Below are 21,086 nucleotides of genomic sequence, written 5' to 3'. Positions count from 1 at the left end.
CTCTCCTTCGAGGGACAGCTCTGCGGGGGACCAGATCAGCGGACGGTCAGGTGGACCGTCGTCGTGCTCCGCCGGTAGACGGTGTCGCCGAGGTACTGCACGGACACCGGGTGCACGCCGGGCTCCAGGCCCGAGGTGGGGAGCCGGAGCCGGGCGGGGCCGCGGCCGAGCGTGGTCCTGACCGTCGTGTCGCCGACGGTGACCCGGACGGTCCCCGTCGGCGCCGGGCGGCCCTTCCTGCCCGACACCTCCACCACGGACACCACCTCGCTGCCCGCCGTGACCCTCGGCGGCGTGAGCCGCGCCGAGACACCCGACGCCAGGCCCTGCCTGGTCGTCTCCTGCTCGGCCAGGCGTTCGATCCAGACGTTGCGGAACCGCGGGTTCAGGCCGGCGTCGCCGTGGTCCTGGAGCTTGATGTGGCCGGGCGTCGGCCCTTCGGCCTTGCCGTTGCCGGTCTTGCCGTCGATCGCCACGTCGTCGTGCACGAGCTGGCCGTTCCACCAGAGCGAGAGGCGCGCGTCCTCGGTCTTGGTCCCGGCGGCGTCGAACCGGGCGGCGCGGAAGACGATGTCGTACGTCTGCCACGTGCCCATCGCGGTCGCGGCGTTCACGTCCGGGGCCTTCTTCAGGTAGATCGAGCCGGCGTCGTTCGTGGCCGGCGGGTCGATGCCGAAGGACTCCAGGACCTGGACCTCGTAGCGTTCCTGGATGTAGACGCCGCTGTTGCCGCGGGCCTGGCCCGTGACGTCGTCGGCGTGCTGGGGCTGGAACCACTCGGCGTGCATCCGGAAGTCGCCGAACTTCTCCTTGGTCCGGATGTCGCCGCCGAAGGACTCCACCGAGCCGTCCGCGACGGGCCAGGTCGCGGGGCCGCCACTCGCGTTCTCGAAGGCGTCGAGGTCGCCGCCGTCGAACAGGGTGATGCGCTCGGTGGGGGTGACGGTGAGGCTGTCGAGGTTCACGTGCCCCACGTCGTCGGCGTCGTACGCGTAGGCGATGGTGTTCGCGCCCTTCCGGAGCTGGATCGTCTCGGTCTGCGTCTGCCAGGTGGACCAGCTCACGGTGCTGTCGAGCCAGACCTGCTTCTGCTTGACGCCGTTGACGTACAGGCTCATCGACCGCGGCAGGGGGCTGGGGTCCGAGTTCTGGCCGTTCGCGTAGCGCAGGGCCAGGTCGTGCGGGCCCGCCTCGTCGGTCTCGACGGCGAACGTGGTGCGCGCGCCGGGCTCCCAGTTGCGGTCCACGAACCCGGCGCCCGAGTACCCGGCGTGGTTCGTGTTCCAGCCGGCGCCGCCGGAGATGTCGGCGGCCTCGGCCTCGTAGACGGGCGGCGGGGTGGTGCCGTCCGGCAGGCGGTTCATCGTGTACCAGGCCTCGGTGCTCCACAGCTCCTCGCCGCCCTCGGCCGCGAAGGGCCGCGGCGAGTGCACGTTGACGACCCGGCCGGCCTGGAGCCCCTCGATCATCAGGGTCACCGTCCGGCGGTCGGCGGACAGCGTGGCCGAGGTGACCTCCAGGTCCTCCTCGTCGACCTTGGGGCCGCCGTACTGCGGCGTGGAGACGTAGCGCCACTGCGCCGCCTCGTACTTGCCGGCCAGGTCCTCGGCGGTCTCGGCCGAGAGCGGCTGCGTGTACTCGATCTCGAAGCCGCCCTCGATCGCGCGCATCTCGAGCATGTCGAACGCCCGGCTCTCGTCGAAGGTGAGCTTCTGCAGGCCGTAGCCGAGCTTGCCCGCCTGGCCCCAGTTGCCCGACCAGCCGATGCCACCCACGTAGATCGAGCCGTCCGGGCCGACGCTGGTCCTGCTGACGCCGGACTCCAGCCCCTGCGTCATGCGGAACACGGCGCCCTGCTCCTGGCCGGCGACGTCCTCCAGGTAGACGCGCTGCAGGCCGCCGTAGGTCACGTCGCCGATCGCCATCTGGCCCTCGAACACGCCCTCGGTCAGGATCACGGGGTTGCTCGGGGAGTTCGAGATCTCGCCGTGCGGCATCCACACCACTGGCTCGGTCACCGGCTGGTCGTCGTACGGGCCGTCCGGGTTCGTGTAGTGGTTGTAGAACGCCCCCTCCTGCACGCGCACCAGCTTCGACGTCGGCACGTGCATGCCCTGGTTGTCGGTGACGTACATGCCGCCGTCGGCCCCGAAGCCGAGGCCGTTGGGGGTGCGCAGGCCGCCCGCGAGGTACTCGACCTCGCCGGTGTCCTCGTCGATCTTCAGCACGGAGCCGCGGTTCTCGACGAGCTGCGGGTCGCGGGTCGCGCCGCCGGGCACCATCGCGATGCCTGTGGAGACGTAGAAGTAGCCGTCCTCGTACAGCAGGCCGAACGCGAACTCGTGGTAGTTGCCGCCGAACGGCCAGGTCGCGACCTCGCGGTACTCGTCGGTGACCTCGTCGCCGTCGGTGTCCACGAGCTCCGTCAGGCCGTGCTTCTCGGAGACGTAGATGCGGCCGTCCACGACCTTCAGGCCCATCGGCTCCTGGAGCTCCTCGGCGATCTTCGTGTACGTCACCTCGTCCGCGCCGCCGTCGCCCGTCACGTTCTCGACCAGGTACACCTCGCCGAGCACCGTCTCGCGGTCGCCGCCCCACGTGGCGATGGCCATGCGCCCGTCGGGCAGCCAGTCCATGCCCGTGACCTGCGGCTCGAAGCCGTCCGGGCGCAGGTTCGTCAGCGTGTAGTCGGGATGCACCTCGGTCAGCGGCAGGCCGTCGCCCGGCGCCTCGTCGACCCCCTCGCAGACCTTGCGGCCCGGCGAGGTGACACGCGTGACCTCGGCGTCGGTGCTGAGCGCCGTGTTCGGCACCAGCACGAACCCGGAGGCGCCCGGCGGGCGCCACTCCAGCTTGAGGCGCTGGTCGAAGTCGCCGTCGAAGTGGTCGATGCGCAGGGCGTGGTAGCCGGCCTCCAGGGCGGCGGACCCGTCCTTCGGCGTCGCCCCGTGCTTGCCGGGGTGGTCCACCACCAGCGTCTCGTCGAGGAGCAGCCGTGCGCCGTCGTCGCTGGTGACCCGGAAGTCGTACGTGCCGGCGGCGGGGACGTCCAGGTAGCCGCTCACCTCGGTGACGAACCGGTCGGCGAGGCCGAAGTCGGCCGCCGTGGTCCAGTCGATCGTCGGCATCAGCTTGTCGATGTTCGGCGTCTGACCCGGCTTGAGCGTGCAGTAGTCGTCCAGCGGGACCTGGACGTCGAACACCCGCAGGGTGACGCCGGGCTCCTGGGGTCGGGTGGGGTCGGTGGCCGCCTGGGTCAGGGCCGGCGCCGCTGGCTGCCCGGCCGGCTGGGCGGCCGCCGGGAGCACCGTGAACGGGAGCACGAGCACGCCGAGCATCGCGGCGAGCGTGCGGTGGGTCGATCTACGTTCCATGGGCCTTGCCTCTCCATCGAGGACCTTGCCTGGCTGGGACCGTGCCTACGCCACGTCACTATGCGGTGAGCGCTCACCCCGGACAACGAGTTGCCACTTGTTGCCCCTGCCCCGAGGTCAGGCGCGGCGGGCCGTCGAGCCGCGTTCGACGAGCTTGGCCGGGAGCAGAGCCGGGGCCGACAACCCGGCGGACGCCGTGGCCGACAGGCCGGACGACGGCGCGCGGAGCTGGTTCAGCAGGCGCTGGACGGCGAACGTCCCGAAGTGGCGCAGGGGGGAGGCGACCGTGGTCAGCGGCGGGGTGCAGAAGTCGGACCCGAAGATGTTGTCGAACCCGACGACGCTCAGGTCGCGGGGGATCTCGACCCCGAGCCGGGTCAGGCCGCGCATCGTGCCGATCGCGACGAGGTCGTTGTACGCGACGGTCGCGGTCGCGGAGTGGGTGGTCAGCGCCTGCGCGGCCGAGAGCCCGCCGGCGAGCGTCGGCGCGAACGGTCCGAGGCGCCACGCCCGCAGGCCGAGCTCCTGGGTCGCCTCGCGGAAGGCGCGCCAGCGCATGCCGTCGGCCCAGGACGCCTCGGGGCCGGCCAGGTACGTCAGCCGGGCGTGCCCGAGGCCCGCCAGGTGCTCGACGGCGCGCCGCATCCCCTGGGCGTTGTCGGTCACGACGCTCGGGACGTCCGTGACGACGCGGTTCATGACGACGGTCGGCCGCTGCTTGGCGACGGCCCGGATCGCGGCGTCCGAGAGCCGTGACGTGGCGAGCACGACCCCCTCGACCAGGGGCAGCGTCCGCTCCAGGGCGCGGCGCTCCGCCCCGCTCGACTCGTGCGCGTCCACCACCAGCAGCGTGTACCCGGAGTCGATGGCGGTCTTCTCGGCGCTGCGGATGATCTCGAAGAAGAACGGGTTGGTCAGGTCGGCCACGACGATCGCGAGCAGCGCCGTCCTGCCCTCCGGCAGGCCGCGCCCGATGGGGCTGGTCCGGTAACCGAGCTCGTGCGCCACGCGCCGGATGCGGTCCGCCGTATCCGCGTTGACGCGGCCCGGCCGGGAGAACGCCCGCGAGACGGTCGAGGGCGCGACGCCGGCGGCCCTGGCGACGTCGTAGATGGTCGGTCTGTTCCGAGAGCTCCCTGTTTCGCCAGTTTCGCCCATGCGCGGGGAGCGTACGGCGAGCAGACGGCGACGGCAACCATTTGCCGTCGACGGCCCGGGCGCGGCACGTCCTTGCCTGCCCGGCAAGAGGTGGCAACACCTTGACCGGCCCGGGTGCGGCACCCTCGAATGACGGCATGACCCTGCCTACCGGCCCGCTCGACGTGCCGCCCGAAGCGCTCGCCGGCCCCGTGGCGGACGAGGCGGTGGTGCACGAGGCGGTGGGGGACGAGGCGGTCCAGGTCGAGGCCGCCGAGAGCGAGCTCCGGCGGCTCGGCCTGGAGGAGATCCGCGTGCGGCACCACGGCGACCTGGCGCGGCTCGAGGCGCCGCACGCCGACCTCGCGAGCCTGGCGGCGGAGCCCCTGCGCGGGGAGGTCCTGCGGGCCGTGCGGTCCGCGGGCTTCCGGTCGGTGGCCGTTGACCTGGAGGCCGTCACGGAGGTCGGCGCAGGGGGCACGGGCGTCGTCCCCGTCCCGGGCGACGGCTGACCGGCGGCCGGCCCGAGCCCGGTGGCAACCGCCGGCCGCCGGAGCCGCCCGGCGGCGGGGCAACAAGTGGCAACTCGTTGTCCGGCCCGGGCGCGGCTCATAGTGTCCCCCGTGAAATGCGGCTCCACAGGCCGGAGCCGCTGACCTGCTCTACCGACCGGCACCACCCGGACGACGACGTCCGGCGTGCCCCGACCCGCTGCCCCACGGGTGTCGACGTCGACCCCGTGCGACGAAACGGAAAGAGCGAACTATGGAGGATCACGCCATGGTGACCACCCAGGACGCCCGCCCCACGACCCCGTCCTCGCGCGGGCCCAGGTCCCGGCCGACGCCGCCGCCTGCCGGCGGGACGCCGCTCGGGACCCGGGCGCTCAGCCTGCTCGCGGAGTCGTGGCGGCCGGTCGCGGTGCTGCTTGCGCTCTTCGCGCTCTGGTGGTTCGTGGCCTGGCGCGAGCTGGTCCCGGCCTACCTGGTGCCCTCGCCCGGCGCCGTCGCGGAGACCATGGTCGCCGAGTGGGCGATGCTGCTGGAGCACACGTGGGTGACCACGCTGGAGACGATCGTCGGGTTCGTGCTCGCGGCCGTGATCGGCGTGGCGGCGGCCGTGCTCCTGGTCTACTCGAAGACCGCGGAGAAGTCGCTCTACCCGCTCATCCTCTTCGCCCAGGTCATCCCCAAGATCGCCATCGCCCCGATCCTCGTGGTCTGGTTCGGGTTCGGGATGACGCCGAAGATCGTCCTGGCCGTGCTCATCGCCTTCTTCCCCGTCGTCGTCTCGGCCGTGGCCGGCCTGCGGTCGGTCGACCCGGAGCTGCTGGAGATGTCCGCGACGATGGGCGCGTCCCGGTGGAAGACCTTCCGCAAGATCCGCTTTCCCGGCGCCCTCCCGCAGCTCATGTCCGGCCTCAAGGTCGCGGTCACGCTGGCGGTCGTGGGCGCCGTCGTCGGCGAGTTCGTGGGCGCCGACCGTGGTCTCGGGTACGTGCTGCTGCTCGCCAGCGGCAACCTCGACGCGCCGCTGCTGTTCGCCGACCTGATCCTCATGTCCCTCATCGGCGTGGTCCTCTTCGTGCTGGTCGAGGTGCTCGAACGCCTCCTCATCCCGTGGCACGCCTCGCGGCGCGGCAACCTCGCGCTCGCGACCGTCTGATCCCCGACCGCACTCTTCCGCGTTCCCGCCGTCCCGTGACGGCACGACCAGAAAGGCTCTCCCATGCGTGGTGGCAACAAGCGTGACGGCAGGACCCGTGGCCGCAAGACCGTGCTGTCGCTGGCCGTGGGCGGCGTGGCCCTGGCGACGGTCGCGGCCTGCGGGCAGACCGCGGGCGGCGGGCCGGGCGAGCAGAACGCCGAGGGCCTGAGCGAGGTCACGGTGACGCTCAACTGGGTGCCGTACGGCGAGCACGCGCCGTTCTACTACGGCGTGGCGGAGGGGATCTTCGAGGACGAGGGGATCGAGCTGACGATCCAGCCGGGCAACGGGTCCGGCAACACGGTGCAGCAGGTCGCGCAGCGCAACACCGACTTCGGGTGGGCGGACACCCCGCCGCTGGCGAACGGGATCAGCTCCGGCATGCCGGTACGCAGCGTCGGCGTCTTCCTGCAGACCGGCCCCAGCTCCGTCGAGTTCTTCGACGACCAGGGCATCACCGAGCCCGCGGACCTCGTGGGCAAGACGGTCGGCGGTACGCCCGGCGACGCCATGTACGGCACCTTCCCGGCGTGGCTGGAGATCAACGGCGTGAACCCGGACGACGTCACGGTGGTCAACGTCGACGCCGCGGGCAAGATCGCCGCGCTGATCGAGGGCAAGGTCGACGCCATCCAGGGCTTCTACCACGACCAGGCGCCGACCATCGAGAACCAGACCGGCAAGGAGGTCTCCGCCCTGCCGTTCTCGGAGTTCGGCATGAACATGCTCGGCACCGGCCTCCTCGCGAACGAGGCGACGATCGAGAGCGACCCCGAGCTGGTCCAGGCGATGGTGCGGGCGACGTCGAAGTCGTTCCTCGCGGCGTCCGAGGACCCGGACGCCGCCGTCGCCGCGATGGCCGCCGACGCCGAGCAGGCGCCGGACGAGGAGGTGCTGGCGGCGCAGCTCGAGGCGACGATCGGCCTGCTCAACCTGGAGGAGGCCCCGGCGCCCGGCGTGAACACCGAGGAGCAGTGGACGGACACGCTCACGTTCCTCACCGAGAACACCGAGTTCGAGGGCGAGCCGACGCCGGACGCGTACTGGGACCCGTCCTTCGGGGAGGGCATGTGACCGCGACGACCGGGCCCGCGACCCAGCAGAGCGCGACCGCGCGGCCCGCCGACGTCGAGCCGATCATCCAGGTCGCGCACCTCACGCGCCGCTTCACGTCCAAGCGGTCGGAGACCGTCGCGCTCGACGACGTGTCGCTCGCCGTGCGGCCCGGGGAGTTCGTCACGATCGCGGGGCCGTCGGGCTGCGGCAAGTCGACGCTGCTCAAGATCATCGCGGGGCTCACCCTGGCGACCGAGGGCGACGTGCGCCTGTACGGGCAGCCGGTCACCGGGCCGCAGCGCGAGATCGGCTTCGCCTTCCAGCGCTCGGCCCTGCTGGAGTGGCGGGGCGTGCGCAGGAACATCCTGCTCCAGGCCGAGATGCGGGGCATGGACCGGCGTCGGGCGGAGGAACGCGCGGACCACCTCATCGAGCTCACCGGCCTGACCGGGTTCGAGCGGGCCTTGCCGCACGAGCTGTCCGGCGGCATGCAGCAGCGCGTCGCGCTGTGTCGCGCCCTGCTGCACGAACCCCGGGTGCTGCTCATGGACGAGCCGTTCGGCGCGCTCGACGCGCTGACGCGCGAGCAGATGAACATCGAGATGAACCGGATCTGGCGCGAGACCGGCACCACCGTGGTGCTGGTGACCCACTCCGTGCCGGAGGCCGTGTACCTGGGCAGCCGGATCGTCGTCATGAGCCCGCGGCCGGGCCGGATCGTGGAGACCCTCGAACCCGGGCTGCCGGAGCGCCGCGAGTACGGGCCGACGCTCGCCGACCCGCGGTTCACCGCGGCGGCCGAGCGCCTGCGCGAGCTGCTCGGCGCGAGCCATGCGACCGAGTGACGACGCCGCACCTCCGCCCGCCGTGTCAGGCGTACGGGTCACCATGGTGACCCGTACGCCTGACACGGCGGGGAGTGCTCCCCTCGGGGTAGGCATCGTCGGACTGGGCGGCATCGGCGCGATGCACGCCCGGGCGCTCGGTGAGCTGGGTGGCCGGGTGCGTCTGGTCGCGTACAGCGGCCGGGTGCGCCCGCCGGGGTCCGCGGACGTGGGCCTCCCGTCGGCGCTGCGTCTCGAACCTGCCGACGTGATCGCCCACCCCGACGTCGACGTCGTGGCGATCTGCACGCCGAGCGGCACGCACGCGGCGCTCGCGCTGGCGGCGCTGGAGGCCGGGCGGCACGTCGTCGTCGAGAAGCCGCTCGCGCTCGACGCCGGAGACGCGGTGCGGATCGCCCGCGCCGCGCGCGAGCGCGGGCTGACGGTCTCGATGATCTCCCAGCGCCGCCTGGAGGCCGAGCACCTTGCGCTCAAGCAGGTGCTCGACGACGGCGCGCTGGGCGAGCTGCGGCTCGCGACGACGCACGTGCACTGGCACCGCGACGACGCCTACTACCGCGCGGCGGGCTGGCGGTCCACGACGGCGCAGGGCGGCGGGTCGCTGATGAACCAGGGCGTGCACAACGTCGACCTGCTGCGCTGGCTGTGCGGCCCGGTCGAGTCGGTGACGGCGCAGTCGGGCACCCTCGCGCATGCGATCGAGGCCGAGGACACCACCGTGGCGACCCTCCGGTTCGCCTCCGGCGCTCTGGGCGTGGTGACCACGACGACGGCGACGCCGCCCGGGTTCCCCGCGACGATCGCCCTGTTCGGCTCCCGGGGCTCGGTCGAGCTCGGGCCGGGGGAGGTGCGCCGCTGGGACGTGCCGGGGGTGCCCGAGCCGCGGCCGGGCCCGACCGCGAGCGGCGCGGCCGCACCGCTCGCGATCGGGCACGCGGGACACCTGGCCCAGTGGACCCGGATCATCGACGCGCTGGAGACGTTCGCGCCGGTGCCCGTCGGCGTCGACGACGCGCTGGAGACGGTGCGGCTGCTGTGCGCGATCCAGCAGGCCGCGGCGACCGGGGCGGAGGTGCGGCCGGCGAGCCTGGGCTGATTCCGTCAGTCCCAACCGGGACCGCAGTTGTGAATCATCCAGACCGGGTCCCAGCCTGCGCTGATATCCGGGGCGCCCGACCCGGTGAACGGGTTGTAGGTCGACGTGTGGGACCAGAGATTGTTGTAATAGCTCTGGCCCTTGAAATAGGACGTCTGACCGTAGGTCTGCTTGTCGACGTACCAGCCGTTGTCGAGCCAGTTGTGCACCTGATAGACGTTGCACGCATACAGCTTGAAGATCTTCCACGCGCTGTTCACCGGGTCCCAGACGGCAGTGCAGAGGGTGCCGTTGGCGCAGCTGTAGGTACCGCCAGCTCGGACGAGCTGGAACGACACCGACGGCGTGACGGTCGGCGAGACGGCCTGGATTCCGCTGCCCGTGCCGACGGCATCAGCGCCGCGCGGAGCGGGCGGAGCCTGGTAGAGCCGGCCGTCACCCGGCGTGTCGGAAAGCTCTGTCACCGCGCTCGCGCTCTCGGGTGTCAGGGCCGAGGCCGGACCCGCGACGAAGAGGCCCAGCAGGACCGCTGCAGCTGCCGTGAATGCGGCGGCACGAGAATGCAACCATCTCATGTCAATCCTCCTTTGTTGTCGTGCTCGGCGAGCACAACGGGAGGGTTTCACCCGGGAGAGATGGTTTCCATCTTGTTCGGTCATGCCCGAAGGCAGAACGCGTCATTCGGTTCTGGCCGAACGACATTGACGGAGATGCGACCGGATCGCAGCCGGAAAGAGCGCGGTCGGGTTCACCCGCGGGCGGCCGATACCGCCGCGAGGCTGTCCCGCAGGTCCTGGACGAAGTACCCCGGAACCTCCAGCGACGGGAAGTGCCCTCCGGCCTCCGGCGTCCTCCACCGCACGATCTGACGGAAGCGCTCCTGCGCCCAGGGGCGCGGCCACCGCTCGATGTCGCGCGGGTAGGTGGTGATCGCCGAGGGGACGTCGACCCGGAGGTCGGGGTCGAGCGAGGCGTGGCTCTCGGCGTAGATGCGCGCCGACGACGCGCCGGTCGCCGTCAGCCAGTAGAGGGTGACGTCGTCCAGCACGCTGTCGACCGGGATCGTCTCGAACGGGCTGTCCTGCGTGTCCGTCCACTCGGCGAACTTGTCCAGGATCCAGGCGAGCAGACCGACGGGTGAGTCGACGAGCGAGTAGCCGATGGTCTGCGGCCGGCTCGCCTGCTGCTTGGCGTACGCCGCGCGACGGCCCCAGAAGCCGCGGGACTCCTGAACCCAGGTGCGCTCGGCCGCCGTCAGCCCGTCCGTCGACAGACCGGGCGGCGGCTGCGCGACCGTGGTGTGGATGCCGATCACGTGCTCCGGGAACCTGCCGCCGAGGATCGTGGTGATGACGCCGCCCCAGTCGCCGCCGTGGGCCAGGAACCGGTCGTAGCCGAGCCGTCGCATCAGCTCCACCCAGGCGGCCGCGATCTTCTCGATGCCCCACCCCGTGGTGGCCGGCCGCTCGCTGTAGCCGAAGCCCGGCAGTGACGGGGCGACGACGTGGAACGCCGGTGCCTCCGCGCTTCCCGGGTCGGCCAGCTCGTCGACGACGTCGGTGAACTCGGCGATGCTGCCCGGCCAGCCGTGGGTCAGGACCAGCGGCGTGGCGTCGGCCCGCGGGGAACGCCGGTGCAGGAAGTGGATGCCCAGGCCGTCGATCGTGGTGCGGTACTGGCCGATCCGGTCGAGACGCGCCTCGAAGCGCCGCCAGTCGTACCCGGTGCGCCAGTGGTCGACGACGTCCACGAGGTCGGCGAGGGGAACACCTTGGTCCCATCGCCGGGACGCCGGCGCGGTGCGGACCGTCTCGGCCTCCGGCAGCCGGGCCGCGGCCAGCCGGGCACGCAGGTCGTCGAGGTCGGCGTCGGTCGCACGCGTCTCGAACGGCTGCACGTCGGTGGGCTGGTTCATGAGACCTCCTCGTCGGTGGGGCCGGCTCGGCGGCACAAGAACCGGCTAAGACGGTTCTATCAGGGGCCGACGACGGAAGGCAACCGGCTAAGGTGGTTCCATGAGCCCTCGGTTCCCGGACTTCCGCCTCGGCAAGGTGCTCGCGACGAGCTTCACGGGGACCCTGTCGGAGCGGTACGGCGAACCGGTGGAGCGCATCCCGACGCCGGGCCGGCTCGCCGACTGGCTGACGGTGAGCGGCCTGGCCGTGGCGTCGTGCACCACTGCTCAGCTCGACCGCGCACGGGAGCTGCGGGAAGCGATCCACGCGGCCGCGACGGCGGCGGCGCGCCAGGATCCGCTGCCGGCCGCGGCCGTCCAGGTCATCAACGACGTCAGCACTCAGGGCGGAGCGGCGGCCGTGCTGACACCCGAGAACGACCGGCGGTGGCGGCTGGGTTCGGCGTCCGCGGTCGAGGACGCGCTCGGGGTCATCGCCGCCGACGCGATCAGCGTGCTCGCGGGGGAGCGGGACGGCAGGCTGGCGCTGTGCGCCTCGCCGACGTGCCGGGCCGCCTTCTTCGACACCAGCCAGAGCCGCTCGCGCCGGTGGTGTGACATGGGCACGTGCGGCAACCGCGAGAAGAAGGCGCGGTACCTCGCCGGCCGGCGCTCGGACGCCGCGGCGGGCGCCTAGCGGGGCCGGTCGGCCCCCGTCCGGGAAGCACGAAGGCCCCCGCCGCAGGGCGAGGGCCTTCGTGTCCTTGCCGGGCCGTGTCCTGCCAGGCCCGACCGCTCAGTGGCGGGCGTTCACCGCGAACGCGTCGATCACCGTCTCGGAGAAGGTGGCTCCGGCCGCGTCCCGTGCCTCGGAGCGCAGCGAGACAGTCGTCGATCCCGGCGGGGCCTTGACCGTGGCGGAGTACGCGCCGGCCCTGTCATCGCCCGGCCCGTGCCCGGACGCCCGGTGCACGCGCACCGGCGTCCAGTGCTCGCCGCCGTCCGTGGACGACCACAGCTTCAGGCTCGTCACGGGTGCGGCCCCGGCGGCGCCGTCCTGGTGCGAGACCCGGAGGTCCAGCTCCGTGGAGCGCCGGCTCGCCGTGTTGTACGCGTCCAGGCCCTGCACGCCGTAGTCGAGCTGGAGCAGCGGCAGCACCTCCAGCGCCCGGCTGCCGCCCGAGACGAAGCCCCACTCGGTCGTCACACCCGTCGACAGCGGCCACCAGGGGGTGTCGCGGTGCGTCTCCAGCCGGACGCGGAACCGCTCTTTACCGGTGCCGACGTCCTGCGTCGCGTACGTGCCGTTCGCGTCGTCGGTCAGCAGGTCGTCGCCCTGCCAGACCCGGAGCCGGCCCGTGGAGGCCTCGTCCGGACCCCACTCCTGGGTGTGGCCCTCACTGTCGACGCGGTAGGGCAGGTCGATCCCGAGGGTGCTGCCGTCGCGGTAGACCGCGGCGTCCTGCGGGGTGGCCGGGGACGCCCAGAGCCCACCGTGGTGCACCTGGGCGTTGTAGGTCTCCTTTGGCTGCTTCCCGGGCTCGTAGGTCACCGCCTCACCGTCGACCCACGCCGGCCAGGCGTTCAGGCCCTGCGCGGCGGTGGAGCTGCGCTGGAACCGCACGCCGGGCTCGGTCGAGTAGTAGACCGTCCGCCCGCTCACCGCGCCCGTGGTCCAGGACTGCTGCCAGCCGCTCATCGTGCTGCCGCTGGTGATCGTGAGCCGCTCGGCGTTCCGGAGCCCCGCTGCGAACGGCTTGAACGACCGCAGCTCGGTCTCGACTGCCGCGAGGTCCTTGGCCGCGGGCCGGTAGGTGAGCGAACGCGGGAGCGTCCGCCCCTCTTCGCTGTAGCCCAGCGCGTACTGGTACGACGGCGTCGCGCGGCCAGTGCCCCGCAGCGTCGCACCGCGGTGGGCGGCCTCGACGAGCTTCAGCCCGAGGTCGCGCTTCAGCGTCAGCGTCGGCACGGCCTGGTCGCTCATGGTGTTGATCGTCCGGTTGTCCACCTGGTGGTAGAACGGGCCCGGGGTGGACCCGTACACGATCACCGCCACGGCGCCCGCGTCCGCCGCGGCCTGCGACTGCGGGTTCAGCGTGAGGTCGCCGGTGTCCTCGACCAGCACGACGGCGCCGTCCGCGCGCACGGCGGCCAGCTCCTCGGGGGTACCCGTCCCGGCGTCCACGAGCCGTGCCGCCATCCGGCCCTCGTACCGCGGGGACCGGACCGCGTTGCCCAGCTCGCGCGACACGTCGAGCGTCCTGCCCCTGCCCACGGCGGCGACGTCGAGCAGCGGCTGGTCCAGCAGGTAGCGCGACGTCACCGTGGTCTCGCCCGCGAGCGGGCTGTCGTCCCGCAGCACGTACGCGTTCAGCTCCATGCCGCCGGTGTAGTCGCCGGTGCTGAACGAGGTGCCCGTGGTCACCGGGCCGCTCCGGCCCGGCAGGTCGCGGACCAGGTCCGACGCCAGGGCGCGGGGCGCGACCTTCTTGGGCGTCTCCATGCGCACCGGCACCGCCGTGCCGCCGTCCAGCGTGAGCGTGGCGTCACCGGCCGTCAGGTCGGCGTCGCGCGTGAAGCTGACGACGCCGTCGAAGTAGGCGGCCGACGGCGACACCGCGTCGAAGAGCTGCCCCTGGACCGCGTAGCGGCCGGCGGGCAGACGCACCTCGGCGACGCCGTCGGTGAACTGGAACCACTGGTTCACGTCCGGGTCGTCGATGCCGTGGACCCAGCCCGCGTCCGGGTTGTCGGCCGGCTCGCCGCCGAGGCGGCTCGCCTCGATGCGCAGCGTGTACATGTCCGGGTCGCTCTGGAACGCCAGCACGGTCCGGACGGCGGGGAACCCGGCGCCGGTCGCGCGGAGCACGCCGGCGAAGACGTCGGGCTCGTCGGAGCGCGGGTCGATGGTCACGTCCACGGCCGCGGAGCCGTGGGCGGGGATCGTCAGGGTGTCCGTGGACAGGGACGCCACGCCCGCGGGGACGGGCACGCCGTCGCCCGCGTTGACCGAGAGGGCCAGGTCCACGTCGACGGCCGTGCCGGAGTCGTTCGTGTACGTGACGGTCTGCGTCCGCGGCGTCTGCTCGGCACGGGGCGAGTCGAACAGCCCGAACGAGAGCGAGGCCGGCGTCGCGTAGACCGCCTCCCCGATCGCCCCGGGCACCCACGCGCGGCCCGCGCCCTCGGCGAACACCGAGTTCCCCGCCGGCTGGGCCGAGCCCATGAGCACCGACTTCAGGGCCTCGCCGTCCAGCTCCGGGCGGGCCTGCTTGAGCAGCGCCGCCGCCCCGGCCACGTGCGGGGTCGCCATCGACGTGCCGGACATGGCGGCGTAGTGGTCGCCGACCGGCACGTCGGGGGTGGTCCCGGCGGCGCGGGCGGCGACGATCCCGTCGCCGGGTGCCGCGATGTCGGGCTTGATCGCGTAGTCCCCGAACCGGGGACCCATCGAGGAGAAGTACGCGATGTCGTCGGAGTCCGTCACCGCGCCGACCGTCAGGGCGCTGTCCGCGGTACCGGGCGTGGTGACCGTGAACGGGGTGCCCCAGTTGCCCTCGTTGCCGGCCGCGATGGTGACGAGGGTGTCGTAGCGCTCCGAGATCGAGTCGACGGCGAGGGCCGCGGGGTCGGTGCCGTCGGTGTACGCGCCGCGCACGCCCAGGCTCATGTTGATGACGTCCGCGTCGTTCGAGGCCGCCCACTCCATGGCGTCGATGGCCCAGGACTCGTCGCCCTCGCCCTCGTCGTTCAGGACGCGGCCGTTCAGCAGCCGGGCGCCGGGCGCGACGCCGCGGTTCTCGCCGTCGGACGCCTCACCGCTGCCCGCGATGATCGAGGCGACGTGCGTGCCGTGGCCGAGGGCGTCGTGCGTGCTGCCCGAGCCGGTGAAGTCCCGTTCGAGGGCCACGATGCCCTGGTCCAGGTCGGGGTGGGTGGTGTCGATGCCGGAGTCCAGGACCGCGACGGTCACGCCGGTGCCGTCGATGCCGAGGTCCCAGGCGTCGGTCGCGCCGATCTGGGGCGTGGAGTCGGCGTCCGACACCTCCAGCGGGGCGTCCAGCCACACCTTGCTCACGGTCCGGCCGTCCTCGACGGCGTCCACGAGCGGGCGGGCGCCGTCCGCCGGGACGTCGCCCGCGACCGCGTCGATCGACTCCAGGGTCCGGTCGACGTCGAGGTCGAGCGCGCGCCAGGTCGGTTCCGCCGACCGGGCCGCACGGGCGGTGGTGGTCTGCACGATCACGGGCAGGGCGGCGTCCGCGCCTGCGTTCTGTGCCGTGTCCTGCGCCGCGGCCAGGGCGGTGACGTCGAACAGCCGGAGGTCCAGCCTCGCCGGCACCAGGTCGGCGACGTCCGACGGGACGACGAAGTAGTGGCCCGCCGCGTCGCCGAAGGCGGCGTAGCTGACCGGGCGACCGTCGGGCCGGGGCGCGGCCTCGAACCCGACGGTCGGCGTGCCGTCGTCGGCGGTGCTGGTGGTGACCCGGTCACCGGTGACGAGGACGACGTCGGTGTCCGGGACGTCCGGGACCGTGGGTGGCGCCTCAGGTGTCGCGGCCATGGCCGGCGGCGCGGAGCCCACGGCTGCCGCCGTGGGCAGCGCGCCCACGACGAGCGCGGCGGCAGTGGCCGCGACGACCAGTCTTCTTGCTCTCACAACGATCTCCCAGTGATTCCGCAGCGATGACGGAGGGTAAAGCAGTCGCTGCAGACGCTGGCAGGCCTGGGAGCCGTTGTTGTGTCAGGCGTGTGTCGTAACGATTTCGACGTGGCCGGACGGTCCGGGGAGGGCGCTGTCCGGCGGGCCGTGGGCCCGGGCGCTCAGCGCAGCGTCGGCCCTTCCACGGCCACGGGGCCGTGGGCACCCGGGTGCTTGATCTCCAGGTTGAGGGTGCTGCGGGACGTCGGGATCACGATGATCTGGGCCTCGCCACCGTCGGTGTCGATCGCGCGCACGTGCAGGTGCCCGTCCTTGAGCTTGAGCGCGAACTGGTCGGCCCCGGCGACGAAGCGCACCTCGCTGTCGTCGGTGATCACGGTGGGTCCGGTGGGCAGGGTCTTCGGCATGGGTACAGCATGCCTCAGCGGACGAGAGCCGAGCATCGTGCTCAACGTCGAACAAGGTGCTTCGACCGCCCGGTGGCTCGGGTTCCGGGACCCGCCGGTGTCGCCCCGGCGCGACGTCGCGCGTCCAGGTGGTCCAGCCGTTCGGCCGCCAGGAACGCGCGCGACAGCTCGGTGCGTACACGAGGGGCGTCCGACCCCGCGCTCTTGAAGTAGTAGATCGAGAGGTTGATCGTCGCCACGAAACACGCATAGACGAGCACGTCCTGCACCAGCCCGAGCATGATGAGCGTGCCCATGACGAGGGCCGCGACGCAGTAGAGGACAAGGGTCGGTCGCCAGCGGACCAGGCGTCCGGGCGGGAACTCGAGCTCGGGCACGGTCGACAGCCGTTCTGCCCTGGCTCGACGGTGCGTGTCCCGTTCGAACGCGATGAAGACGCTGAACACGATGGCCGACCACATGAGCGAGAGCTGGGTCGAGATGGTCCACCAGCCGCCGTAGAAGAGCGTCGGGACCATGACGCTCAGTGACGGGAGCACCGCCATCGACCGAAGCCCGACCTCGGTGGCCAGGGTGAGGTATCGCTGCCTACCCGTCCGTGGCAGCGGTGAGAGCGGAGAGAGGTCAGCGAAGAGGTTCAGGTACAACCGGGCGTTGACCAGCGCGAACGAGATCCCGACGATCCGCGCCGGAAGGTTCCCCATCAGGTCGGGCATGTCGTAGCCGTCGAGACGTATCGCGGCGAAGGGGTCGACGTCCGAGCCCGTCCTGGCGAGGACGTTGTTGGCCACCTCGATCCATTTCGCCTGCCAGCCGATGCCGAGGTCCTCGGCCCACCAGGTCACGACCAGAGCGGCGGTCGCCCACACCAGGATCGCGGCGGCCCACGCCCAGCGTTGGAGCCGCTGAGCCTGGCGGAGGTGGGGCGAGCTCCCGGACTGGCGCCTGCGTACCCGCATGATCCGGCCCTGGCGGGACACCGTCCCAGCCCCGGGTGCGTGGCTCTGGAGCCGCTCCAGCGCGCCCTCCGGGGCGAGACGGGCGGACTCGTGGACAAGCTCGACCTCCTGGCGGAAGACGTCGAGGACCTGATCGAGGCGGCTGCGGTCGGGATCGATCGGGGTGACCAGCAGGCGGTGAGCCGGATCGGTGTCCACCAGGTCTTCGATGAGCCGAGCCATGCCCGTGGACAGCACGTAGGTGTGGTTCGGCAGGCTCCCGTCGGGCTGGAGCTCTGTGCCGCTGATCGCCAGCAGAAGCCTGCCCAGCGAGTAGAGGTCCGCCTGCCCGTCGCCGACGCCGAGCCGGCGCACCTCCGGCGCGACGTACCTCGCCTCGCCGAGCGGCTCCCCGGGCAGCGCCCGGGTGTGCAGGTGGTTGACTCCCAGGTCGACGAAGCGGATCTGGCACCGGTCGCCGCGGTCCTGGACGATGATGTTCGACGGCGCCAGGTCCTCGTGGCGGCACCCCTGCCGTTCCAGCTCGGACAGGGCGTACAGGAGCGCGCTGCCGAGGCGGTCGAGCTCGTCGATGTCGATCTGCCGGATGGTGACCTTGCGGGACGACGGGGGAACCTTCGGGCGGGACCGCAGACGCTCGGCCAGCGTCTGCCCGTGCAGGAACGTCATCAGGATCCAGCTCTCGTGGCTGGCCCACACTCCGGCCATCGGCGCGTCGTCGGACGCGAACGCGCTGTAGTGGCTCGCATAGGACCTGGTGGCCGCGGCGACCGGCGCCTGTTCCTGGTACGGGTAGATCAGGCACTTGAGCGCCAGTTCGATGCTCGGGCTGTCCTCGGGCCGTGCGCTCCTGCCGCGCAGGATGATCGACGTGGTCCCGTGCCGGTGGAACCGGAGCGAGTCGAAGTCGATCTTCTGCCACCCGTTGCGGGCTTGCCTCCGATCGCCGCCGTCCTGCGGGCCGAACCGCGGGCTGTAGAGCTCCTTGATCGCGTTCCGCACTCCTCCGTTCTCAAGGAGCTCGGCCGAGACGGCGGCCGCAGCGAGCGGCCGGCCGTCGATGTCGAGGACCACGTCCGGCTCGCCATGGAAACGGGTTCGCTCGGAGCAGTGGATCGCGACGACCGTGAGCAGGTAGAAACCGAGGTAGCCCACGGTCTCCGGCGTCAACCGCGGGTCGCCGTCCCGGGCCTCGACCCACCAGAGCCACAGCCGTTCGATCTCGGCGTGGTGGTCCACCTGGAACCGGTCGTAATGACTTCGCTCGTCGAGCGGGAGGCTTAGCAGCGCCTTGCGCCATTCGCTCGCCTTCCAGGCGTCGATCGTGCTCAGTGTCCCCAAGGGATCACCGGTGGCCACGAGAGTCAGGAGCTCACCGGTGAGGAGTTCGGTCTGCTGTGACACCAAGGCCTCCGGGGCGGGGCGGACGACGGTCAGGACGGCGCACGGTCAACGCGCTGGACAGGGTCAGGGCCACCCGCGCAAGACCCTCTGGCGGAGAAGCCAAGCCGGCGGATCGGTGGCCATGCCGCGATCGCCATGGCCGCCTCGAAGGAGCTGACGGGTCCGTACCGCCGTGATCCGTAGTCGGATCGACGGTCCCCAGCGCTCGTCCACCACTTCGCCACCCACCTGGTCCTGGCCGACCCCGACGTCGCGCCCAGGCTAGCCGAACCATGTGGTTCAGGACCTGCGTCTTCACTGGCCGATGGGGTCGCACGCTCAGTGCGTCACCGACGGTCACGTACGCCAAGACGCTTTCGGGGCCGCTTCACGGAGGCCTGTCAGTGACGACCCGTACCTTTTGCATGCATGACGAGGTTGAGGGTGCTGGCAGGGTGGGTGGCAGCGCGACGGCAGTTCGCGGCTGAGGAGGAGGTGCAGGCTCGGTGGCCCACGGGCGCTCGGCGGGCGATCGGTTTGAGCCGCTCGGCAGCAGCACGGCTGGCCGGCGTCGGTGTCACACCGGAGATGGCGCAAGCATTTCCAGATGGTGGTGCTCGAATTCTCGCTAAATGGTCGGATATCAGGGTGGGCCGGGGGCAGAATCTGGCAGTCCTGGTCGCGGCGCTGGCATATGGCCCGATCATCGCAATACTGCTGGAGGTGTATGACTGGCCGAGGTTTGTCATGTGGAGCGGGGTGATTGGAATTGTGCTGTATCCCGTGTTCCGGTTCGGAGCCACGGCGCTCCTGGAGGCGGTCTTCCGCAGGTTCGACAACTATCGTGAGTATGGTCAGAATGGCTTTCGGCTCATCTACGCGCTCCAGGATTCTGAGGTTCTTCGGGGTGGTCAGATCGACCTGAGGCAGATGGAGGCCGCTGTCCGTGCTGCCCACGCTTGGAGAAGGCTCGGGCAGAACAACGGTGCAGATCAATCGTGGAGGAGTCGCCGAGTCTTTGATCTGTTGGCACAGTACCCACTCGACTCGTTCACGGCCGCAGAGATATGTACCCTGACGAGGTCGTCGTTGGTGGAGACGATTAGTGCTCGTATCAATCCGTCCGTATATCAGGAAAAACGTGGGCTCTTACGTCAGGGCCTGCGGTTTGAACTTGCCAACAGTCTGATGGCACTGGTCGCGGCTGCGCTCAGTGTCTTGATTGCGATTCTCCCGGCCTTGCTGGGTGGCTGAGGGCCTGCGCGGCCGTCAGCAAGCTGGCGTAGCCGACGCTCGAGCGTTCGCATCTCCACGTTCGGTCACGGGGTAACCGAGAGCGTGGGCGGTCCGAATAACCCTTGCCCGCCCGTGCCAGGATGCGACGGTGGAGCCCACCGACGTCACCCGTGCCATCGCGGCTGCGACCTCGCTCGCCGCATCGCTCGACCTGCCGGCCGACGACGCCGTCGTCCTGCACGACTCGAACAAGCTGGCGCTGCGGCTGACGCCCTGCGACGTCTTCGCCCGGGTCGCGCCGGTGGGACAGGAGGTCGCGCAGTTCGAGGTCGACCTTGGGCAGCGGCTCGTCGAGGTCGGTGCACCGCTGGCCCCGCTGGAGCCCCGGGTCGACCCGCAGGTGTACACGCGCGACGGTTTCGCGGTGACGCTGTGGACGTACTACGAGCCCGTGACACCCGGCGCCGCACCGGCCGACGTCGCCAAGGCGCTGGAGGAGCTGCACGCCGGCCTGCGCGCGGTCGACCTGCCGAGCCCGCGGTTCACGGACCGGGTCACGGAGGCGGAGGAGATCGTCGCCGACCCGGACCGCTCGCCGGAGCTCGCCGACGCCGACCGCGCGTTCCTCGGCGGCAGGCTGGCAGACCTGCGGCGAGCGATCGAGGACCGCGGCGCCGTCGAGCAGCTGCTCCACGGCGAGCCGCATCCGGGCAACGTGCTCAGCACGGCGCGCGGACCGTTGTTCATCGACCTCGAGACGTGCTGCCGCGGACCCGTCGAGTTCGATCTCGCCCACGTTCCCGAGGCGGTCTGCGCGCACTACCCCGGCGTGGACCGGGAGCTCCTGGACGAGTGCCGGCAGCTCGTGCTCGCGATGGTGGCCGCCTGGCGGTGGGACGTCGACGACCAGTTCCCGCGCGGGAGGCTGTTCGGGGTGGAACTGCTGCGGGTGCTGCGCGCGGGTGCGCCGTGGCCGACGCTCGACACGGTGGTCGAGCGGCTGGACGGCAGGTAGCGAAAGGGCGCGTGACCTGGGACTCGGGCCGGCCGATCCGATAGCGTGCCGTCCATGACCGAGCAGCTGGAGTACCTCGACGACGAGCAGATCGTGCAGCTCGTCCCCGCCGACGGCTGGGTGGCCGTCTACAAGGACGAGGAGGCCGAGGTGCGCGCACCGCTGGTGGCCTGGGGGCTGCGGCGCGACGGCGAGGTCGTCCCGCTGGACACCGACCCCTCGGGCACCGTCGGTGACCCCCGGGAGACCGCCGGCTTCGACCGCGTGGAGCGGGTCGTCCCCGGTCTCCGCTAGCGCCCCGCCGCGCGCGCTCG

The 21,086-nt window shown here is 71.7% G+C and carries 16 protein-coding genes; 9 read left to right on the top strand and 7 right to left on the bottom strand.

The features are described from left to right. Positions 1-35 precede the first annotated feature (35 nt). Positions 36-3,374, bottom strand: coding sequence for a 3-keto-alpha-glucoside-1,2-lyase-like domain-containing protein (locus ACZ7LE_RS12855; protein WP_470403656.1), 3,339 nt, complete (start codon positions 3,372-3,374; stop codon positions 36-38). 117 nt (positions 3,375-3,491) lie between these two features. Then, positions 3,492-4,532 (bottom strand): LacI family DNA-binding transcriptional regulator, encoded by a 1,041-nt coding sequence (locus ACZ7LE_RS12850; RefSeq protein ID WP_470403655.1) that lies wholly within the window; start codon positions 4,530-4,532, stop codon positions 3,492-3,494. A gap of 137 nt (positions 4,533-4,669) precedes the next feature. Here ACZ7LE_RS12850 and ACZ7LE_RS12845 point away from each other — a divergent pair, with 137 nt between their 5' ends. From ACZ7LE_RS12845 to ACZ7LE_RS12825, 5 genes are all read left to right on the top strand, one after another. Further along, positions 4,670-5,023 (top strand): hypothetical protein, encoded by a 354-nt coding sequence (locus ACZ7LE_RS12845; RefSeq protein WP_470403654.1) that lies wholly within the window; start codon positions 4,670-4,672, stop codon positions 5,021-5,023. A 268-nt stretch (positions 5,024-5,291) separates the two neighbouring features. Further along, the gene (locus ACZ7LE_RS12840) at positions 5,292-6,176 is read left to right on the top strand and encodes an ABC transporter permease (RefSeq protein WP_470403653.1); all 885 of its coding nucleotides are present in this window, start codon (positions 5,292-5,294) and stop codon (positions 6,174-6,176) included. A 63-nt stretch (positions 6,177-6,239) separates the two neighbouring features. Beyond that, positions 6,240-7,292 (top strand): ABC transporter substrate-binding protein, encoded by a 1,053-nt coding sequence (locus ACZ7LE_RS12835; protein WP_470403652.1) that lies wholly within the window; start codon positions 6,240-6,242, stop codon positions 7,290-7,292. After that, the gene (locus ACZ7LE_RS12830) at positions 7,289-8,119 is read left to right on the top strand and encodes an ABC transporter ATP-binding protein (protein ID WP_470403651.1); all 831 of its coding nucleotides are present in this window, start codon (positions 7,289-7,291) and stop codon (positions 8,117-8,119) included. Before ACZ7LE_RS12835 ends, ACZ7LE_RS12830 begins: the two co-directional genes overlap by 4 nt. Positions 8,120-8,162: 43 nt before the next feature. After that, positions 8,163-9,215 carry a Gfo/Idh/MocA family protein gene (locus tag ACZ7LE_RS12825; protein ID WP_470403650.1) on the top strand — a complete coding sequence of 351 codons (1,053 nt, stop codon included), beginning with the start codon at positions 8,163-8,165 and terminating at the stop codon, positions 9,213-9,215. 5 nt (positions 9,216-9,220) lie between these two features. On the opposite strand, the gene ACZ7LE_RS12820 is transcribed toward ACZ7LE_RS12825, so the two are convergent. Both ACZ7LE_RS12820 and ACZ7LE_RS12815 read right to left on the bottom strand, forming a co-directional pair. Further along, complete coding sequence (locus tag ACZ7LE_RS12820; protein WP_470403649.1) at positions 9,221-9,790, bottom strand: hypothetical protein; 570 nt, start codon at positions 9,788-9,790, stop codon at positions 9,221-9,223. Between the two features lie 173 nt (positions 9,791-9,963). Beyond that, positions 9,964-11,130: an epoxide hydrolase family protein gene (locus ACZ7LE_RS12815; protein WP_470403648.1), complete on the bottom strand. Its 1,167-nt coding sequence runs from the start codon at positions 11,128-11,130 to the stop codon at positions 9,964-9,966. Positions 11,131-11,230: 100 nt separating this feature from the next. Between ACZ7LE_RS12815 and ACZ7LE_RS12810 the strand changes: the two genes are divergently transcribed. Beyond that, entirely contained in the window at positions 11,231-11,806 is a 576-nt protein-coding gene (locus ACZ7LE_RS12810) for a CGNR zinc finger domain-containing protein (RefSeq protein WP_470403647.1), read from the top strand. Between the two features lie 99 nt (positions 11,807-11,905). Here the strand turns inward: ACZ7LE_RS12810 and ACZ7LE_RS12805 are convergent, their stop codons facing one another. The 3 genes from ACZ7LE_RS12805 to ACZ7LE_RS12795 all read right to left on the bottom strand — a co-directional run bounded on the left by ACZ7LE_RS12805 (position 11,906) and on the right by ACZ7LE_RS12795 (position 18,542). Further along, the gene (locus ACZ7LE_RS12805; protein WP_470403646.1) at positions 11,906-15,769 is read right to left on the bottom strand and encodes a S8 family peptidase; all 3,864 of its coding nucleotides are present in this window, start codon (positions 15,767-15,769) and stop codon (positions 11,906-11,908) included. A gap of 164 nt (positions 15,770-15,933) precedes the next feature. Continuing rightward, positions 15,934-16,179 (bottom strand): hypothetical protein, encoded by a 246-nt coding sequence (locus ACZ7LE_RS12800; protein WP_470403645.1) that lies wholly within the window; start codon positions 16,177-16,179, stop codon positions 15,934-15,936. A 41-nt stretch (positions 16,180-16,220) separates the two neighbouring features. After that, on the bottom strand, positions 16,221-18,542 hold the full coding sequence (locus tag ACZ7LE_RS12795) for a protein kinase domain-containing protein (RefSeq protein WP_470403644.1): 2,322 nt from the start codon (positions 18,540-18,542) through the stop codon (positions 16,221-16,223). A gap of 408 nt (positions 18,543-18,950) precedes the next feature. On the opposite strand from ACZ7LE_RS12795, the gene ACZ7LE_RS12790 reads away from it, so the two are divergent. The 3 genes from ACZ7LE_RS12790 (at position 18,951) to ACZ7LE_RS12780 (ending at position 21,066) form a co-directional block, all read left to right on the top strand. After that, positions 18,951-19,775 (top strand): hypothetical protein, encoded by an 825-nt coding sequence (locus tag ACZ7LE_RS12790; RefSeq protein WP_470403643.1) that lies wholly within the window; start codon positions 18,951-18,953, stop codon positions 19,773-19,775. A gap of 130 nt (positions 19,776-19,905) precedes the next feature. Next, positions 19,906-20,772, top strand: coding sequence for a phosphotransferase (locus ACZ7LE_RS12785; protein WP_470403642.1), 867 nt, complete (start codon positions 19,906-19,908; stop codon positions 20,770-20,772). A 54-nt stretch (positions 20,773-20,826) separates the two neighbouring features. Further along, complete coding sequence (locus tag ACZ7LE_RS12780) at positions 20,827-21,066, top strand: hypothetical protein (protein ID WP_470403641.1); 240 nt, start codon at positions 20,827-20,829, stop codon at positions 21,064-21,066. Positions 21,067-21,086: the final 20 nt, after the last annotated feature.

Source organism: Promicromonospora sp. NPDC110617 (assembly GCF_055598465.1).
Note: the sequence above shows the minus strand (reverse complement) of the source record. Positions and strands in the feature narration are given on the sequence as shown.

Coding starts and splice junctions, on each gene's coding strand:
- ACZ7LE_RS12855 (WP_470403656.1), bottom strand. CDS start 3,374: ATGGAACGTAGATCGACCCACCGCACGCTCGCCGCGATGCTCGGCGTG.
- ACZ7LE_RS12850 (WP_470403655.1), bottom strand. CDS start 4,532: ATGGGCGAAACTGGCGAAACAGGGAGCTCTCGGAACAGACCGACCATC.
- ACZ7LE_RS12845 (WP_470403654.1), top strand. CDS start 4,670: ATGACCCTGCCTACCGGCCCGCTCGACGTGCCGCCCGAAGCGCTCGCC.
- ACZ7LE_RS12840 (WP_470403653.1), top strand. CDS start 5,292: ATGGTGACCACCCAGGACGCCCGCCCCACGACCCCGTCCTCGCGCGGG.
- ACZ7LE_RS12835 (WP_470403652.1), top strand. CDS start 6,240: ATGCGTGGTGGCAACAAGCGTGACGGCAGGACCCGTGGCCGCAAGACC.
- ACZ7LE_RS12825 (WP_470403650.1), top strand. CDS start 8,163: ATGGTGACCCGTACGCCTGACACGGCGGGGAGTGCTCCCCTCGGGGTA.
- ACZ7LE_RS12820 (WP_470403649.1), bottom strand. CDS start 9,790: ATGAGATGGTTGCATTCTCGTGCCGCCGCATTCACGGCAGCTGCAGCG.
- ACZ7LE_RS12815 (WP_470403648.1), bottom strand. CDS start 11,130: ATGAACCAGCCCACCGACGTGCAGCCGTTCGAGACGCGTGCGACCGAC.
- ACZ7LE_RS12810 (WP_470403647.1), top strand. CDS start 11,231: ATGAGCCCTCGGTTCCCGGACTTCCGCCTCGGCAAGGTGCTCGCGACG.
- ACZ7LE_RS12800 (WP_470403645.1), bottom strand. CDS start 16,179: ATGCCGAAGACCCTGCCCACCGGACCCACCGTGATCACCGACGACAGC.
- ACZ7LE_RS12790 (WP_470403643.1), top strand. CDS start 18,951: ATGACGAGGTTGAGGGTGCTGGCAGGGTGGGTGGCAGCGCGACGGCAG.
- ACZ7LE_RS12780 (WP_470403641.1), top strand. CDS start 20,827: ATGACCGAGCAGCTGGAGTACCTCGACGACGAGCAGATCGTGCAGCTC.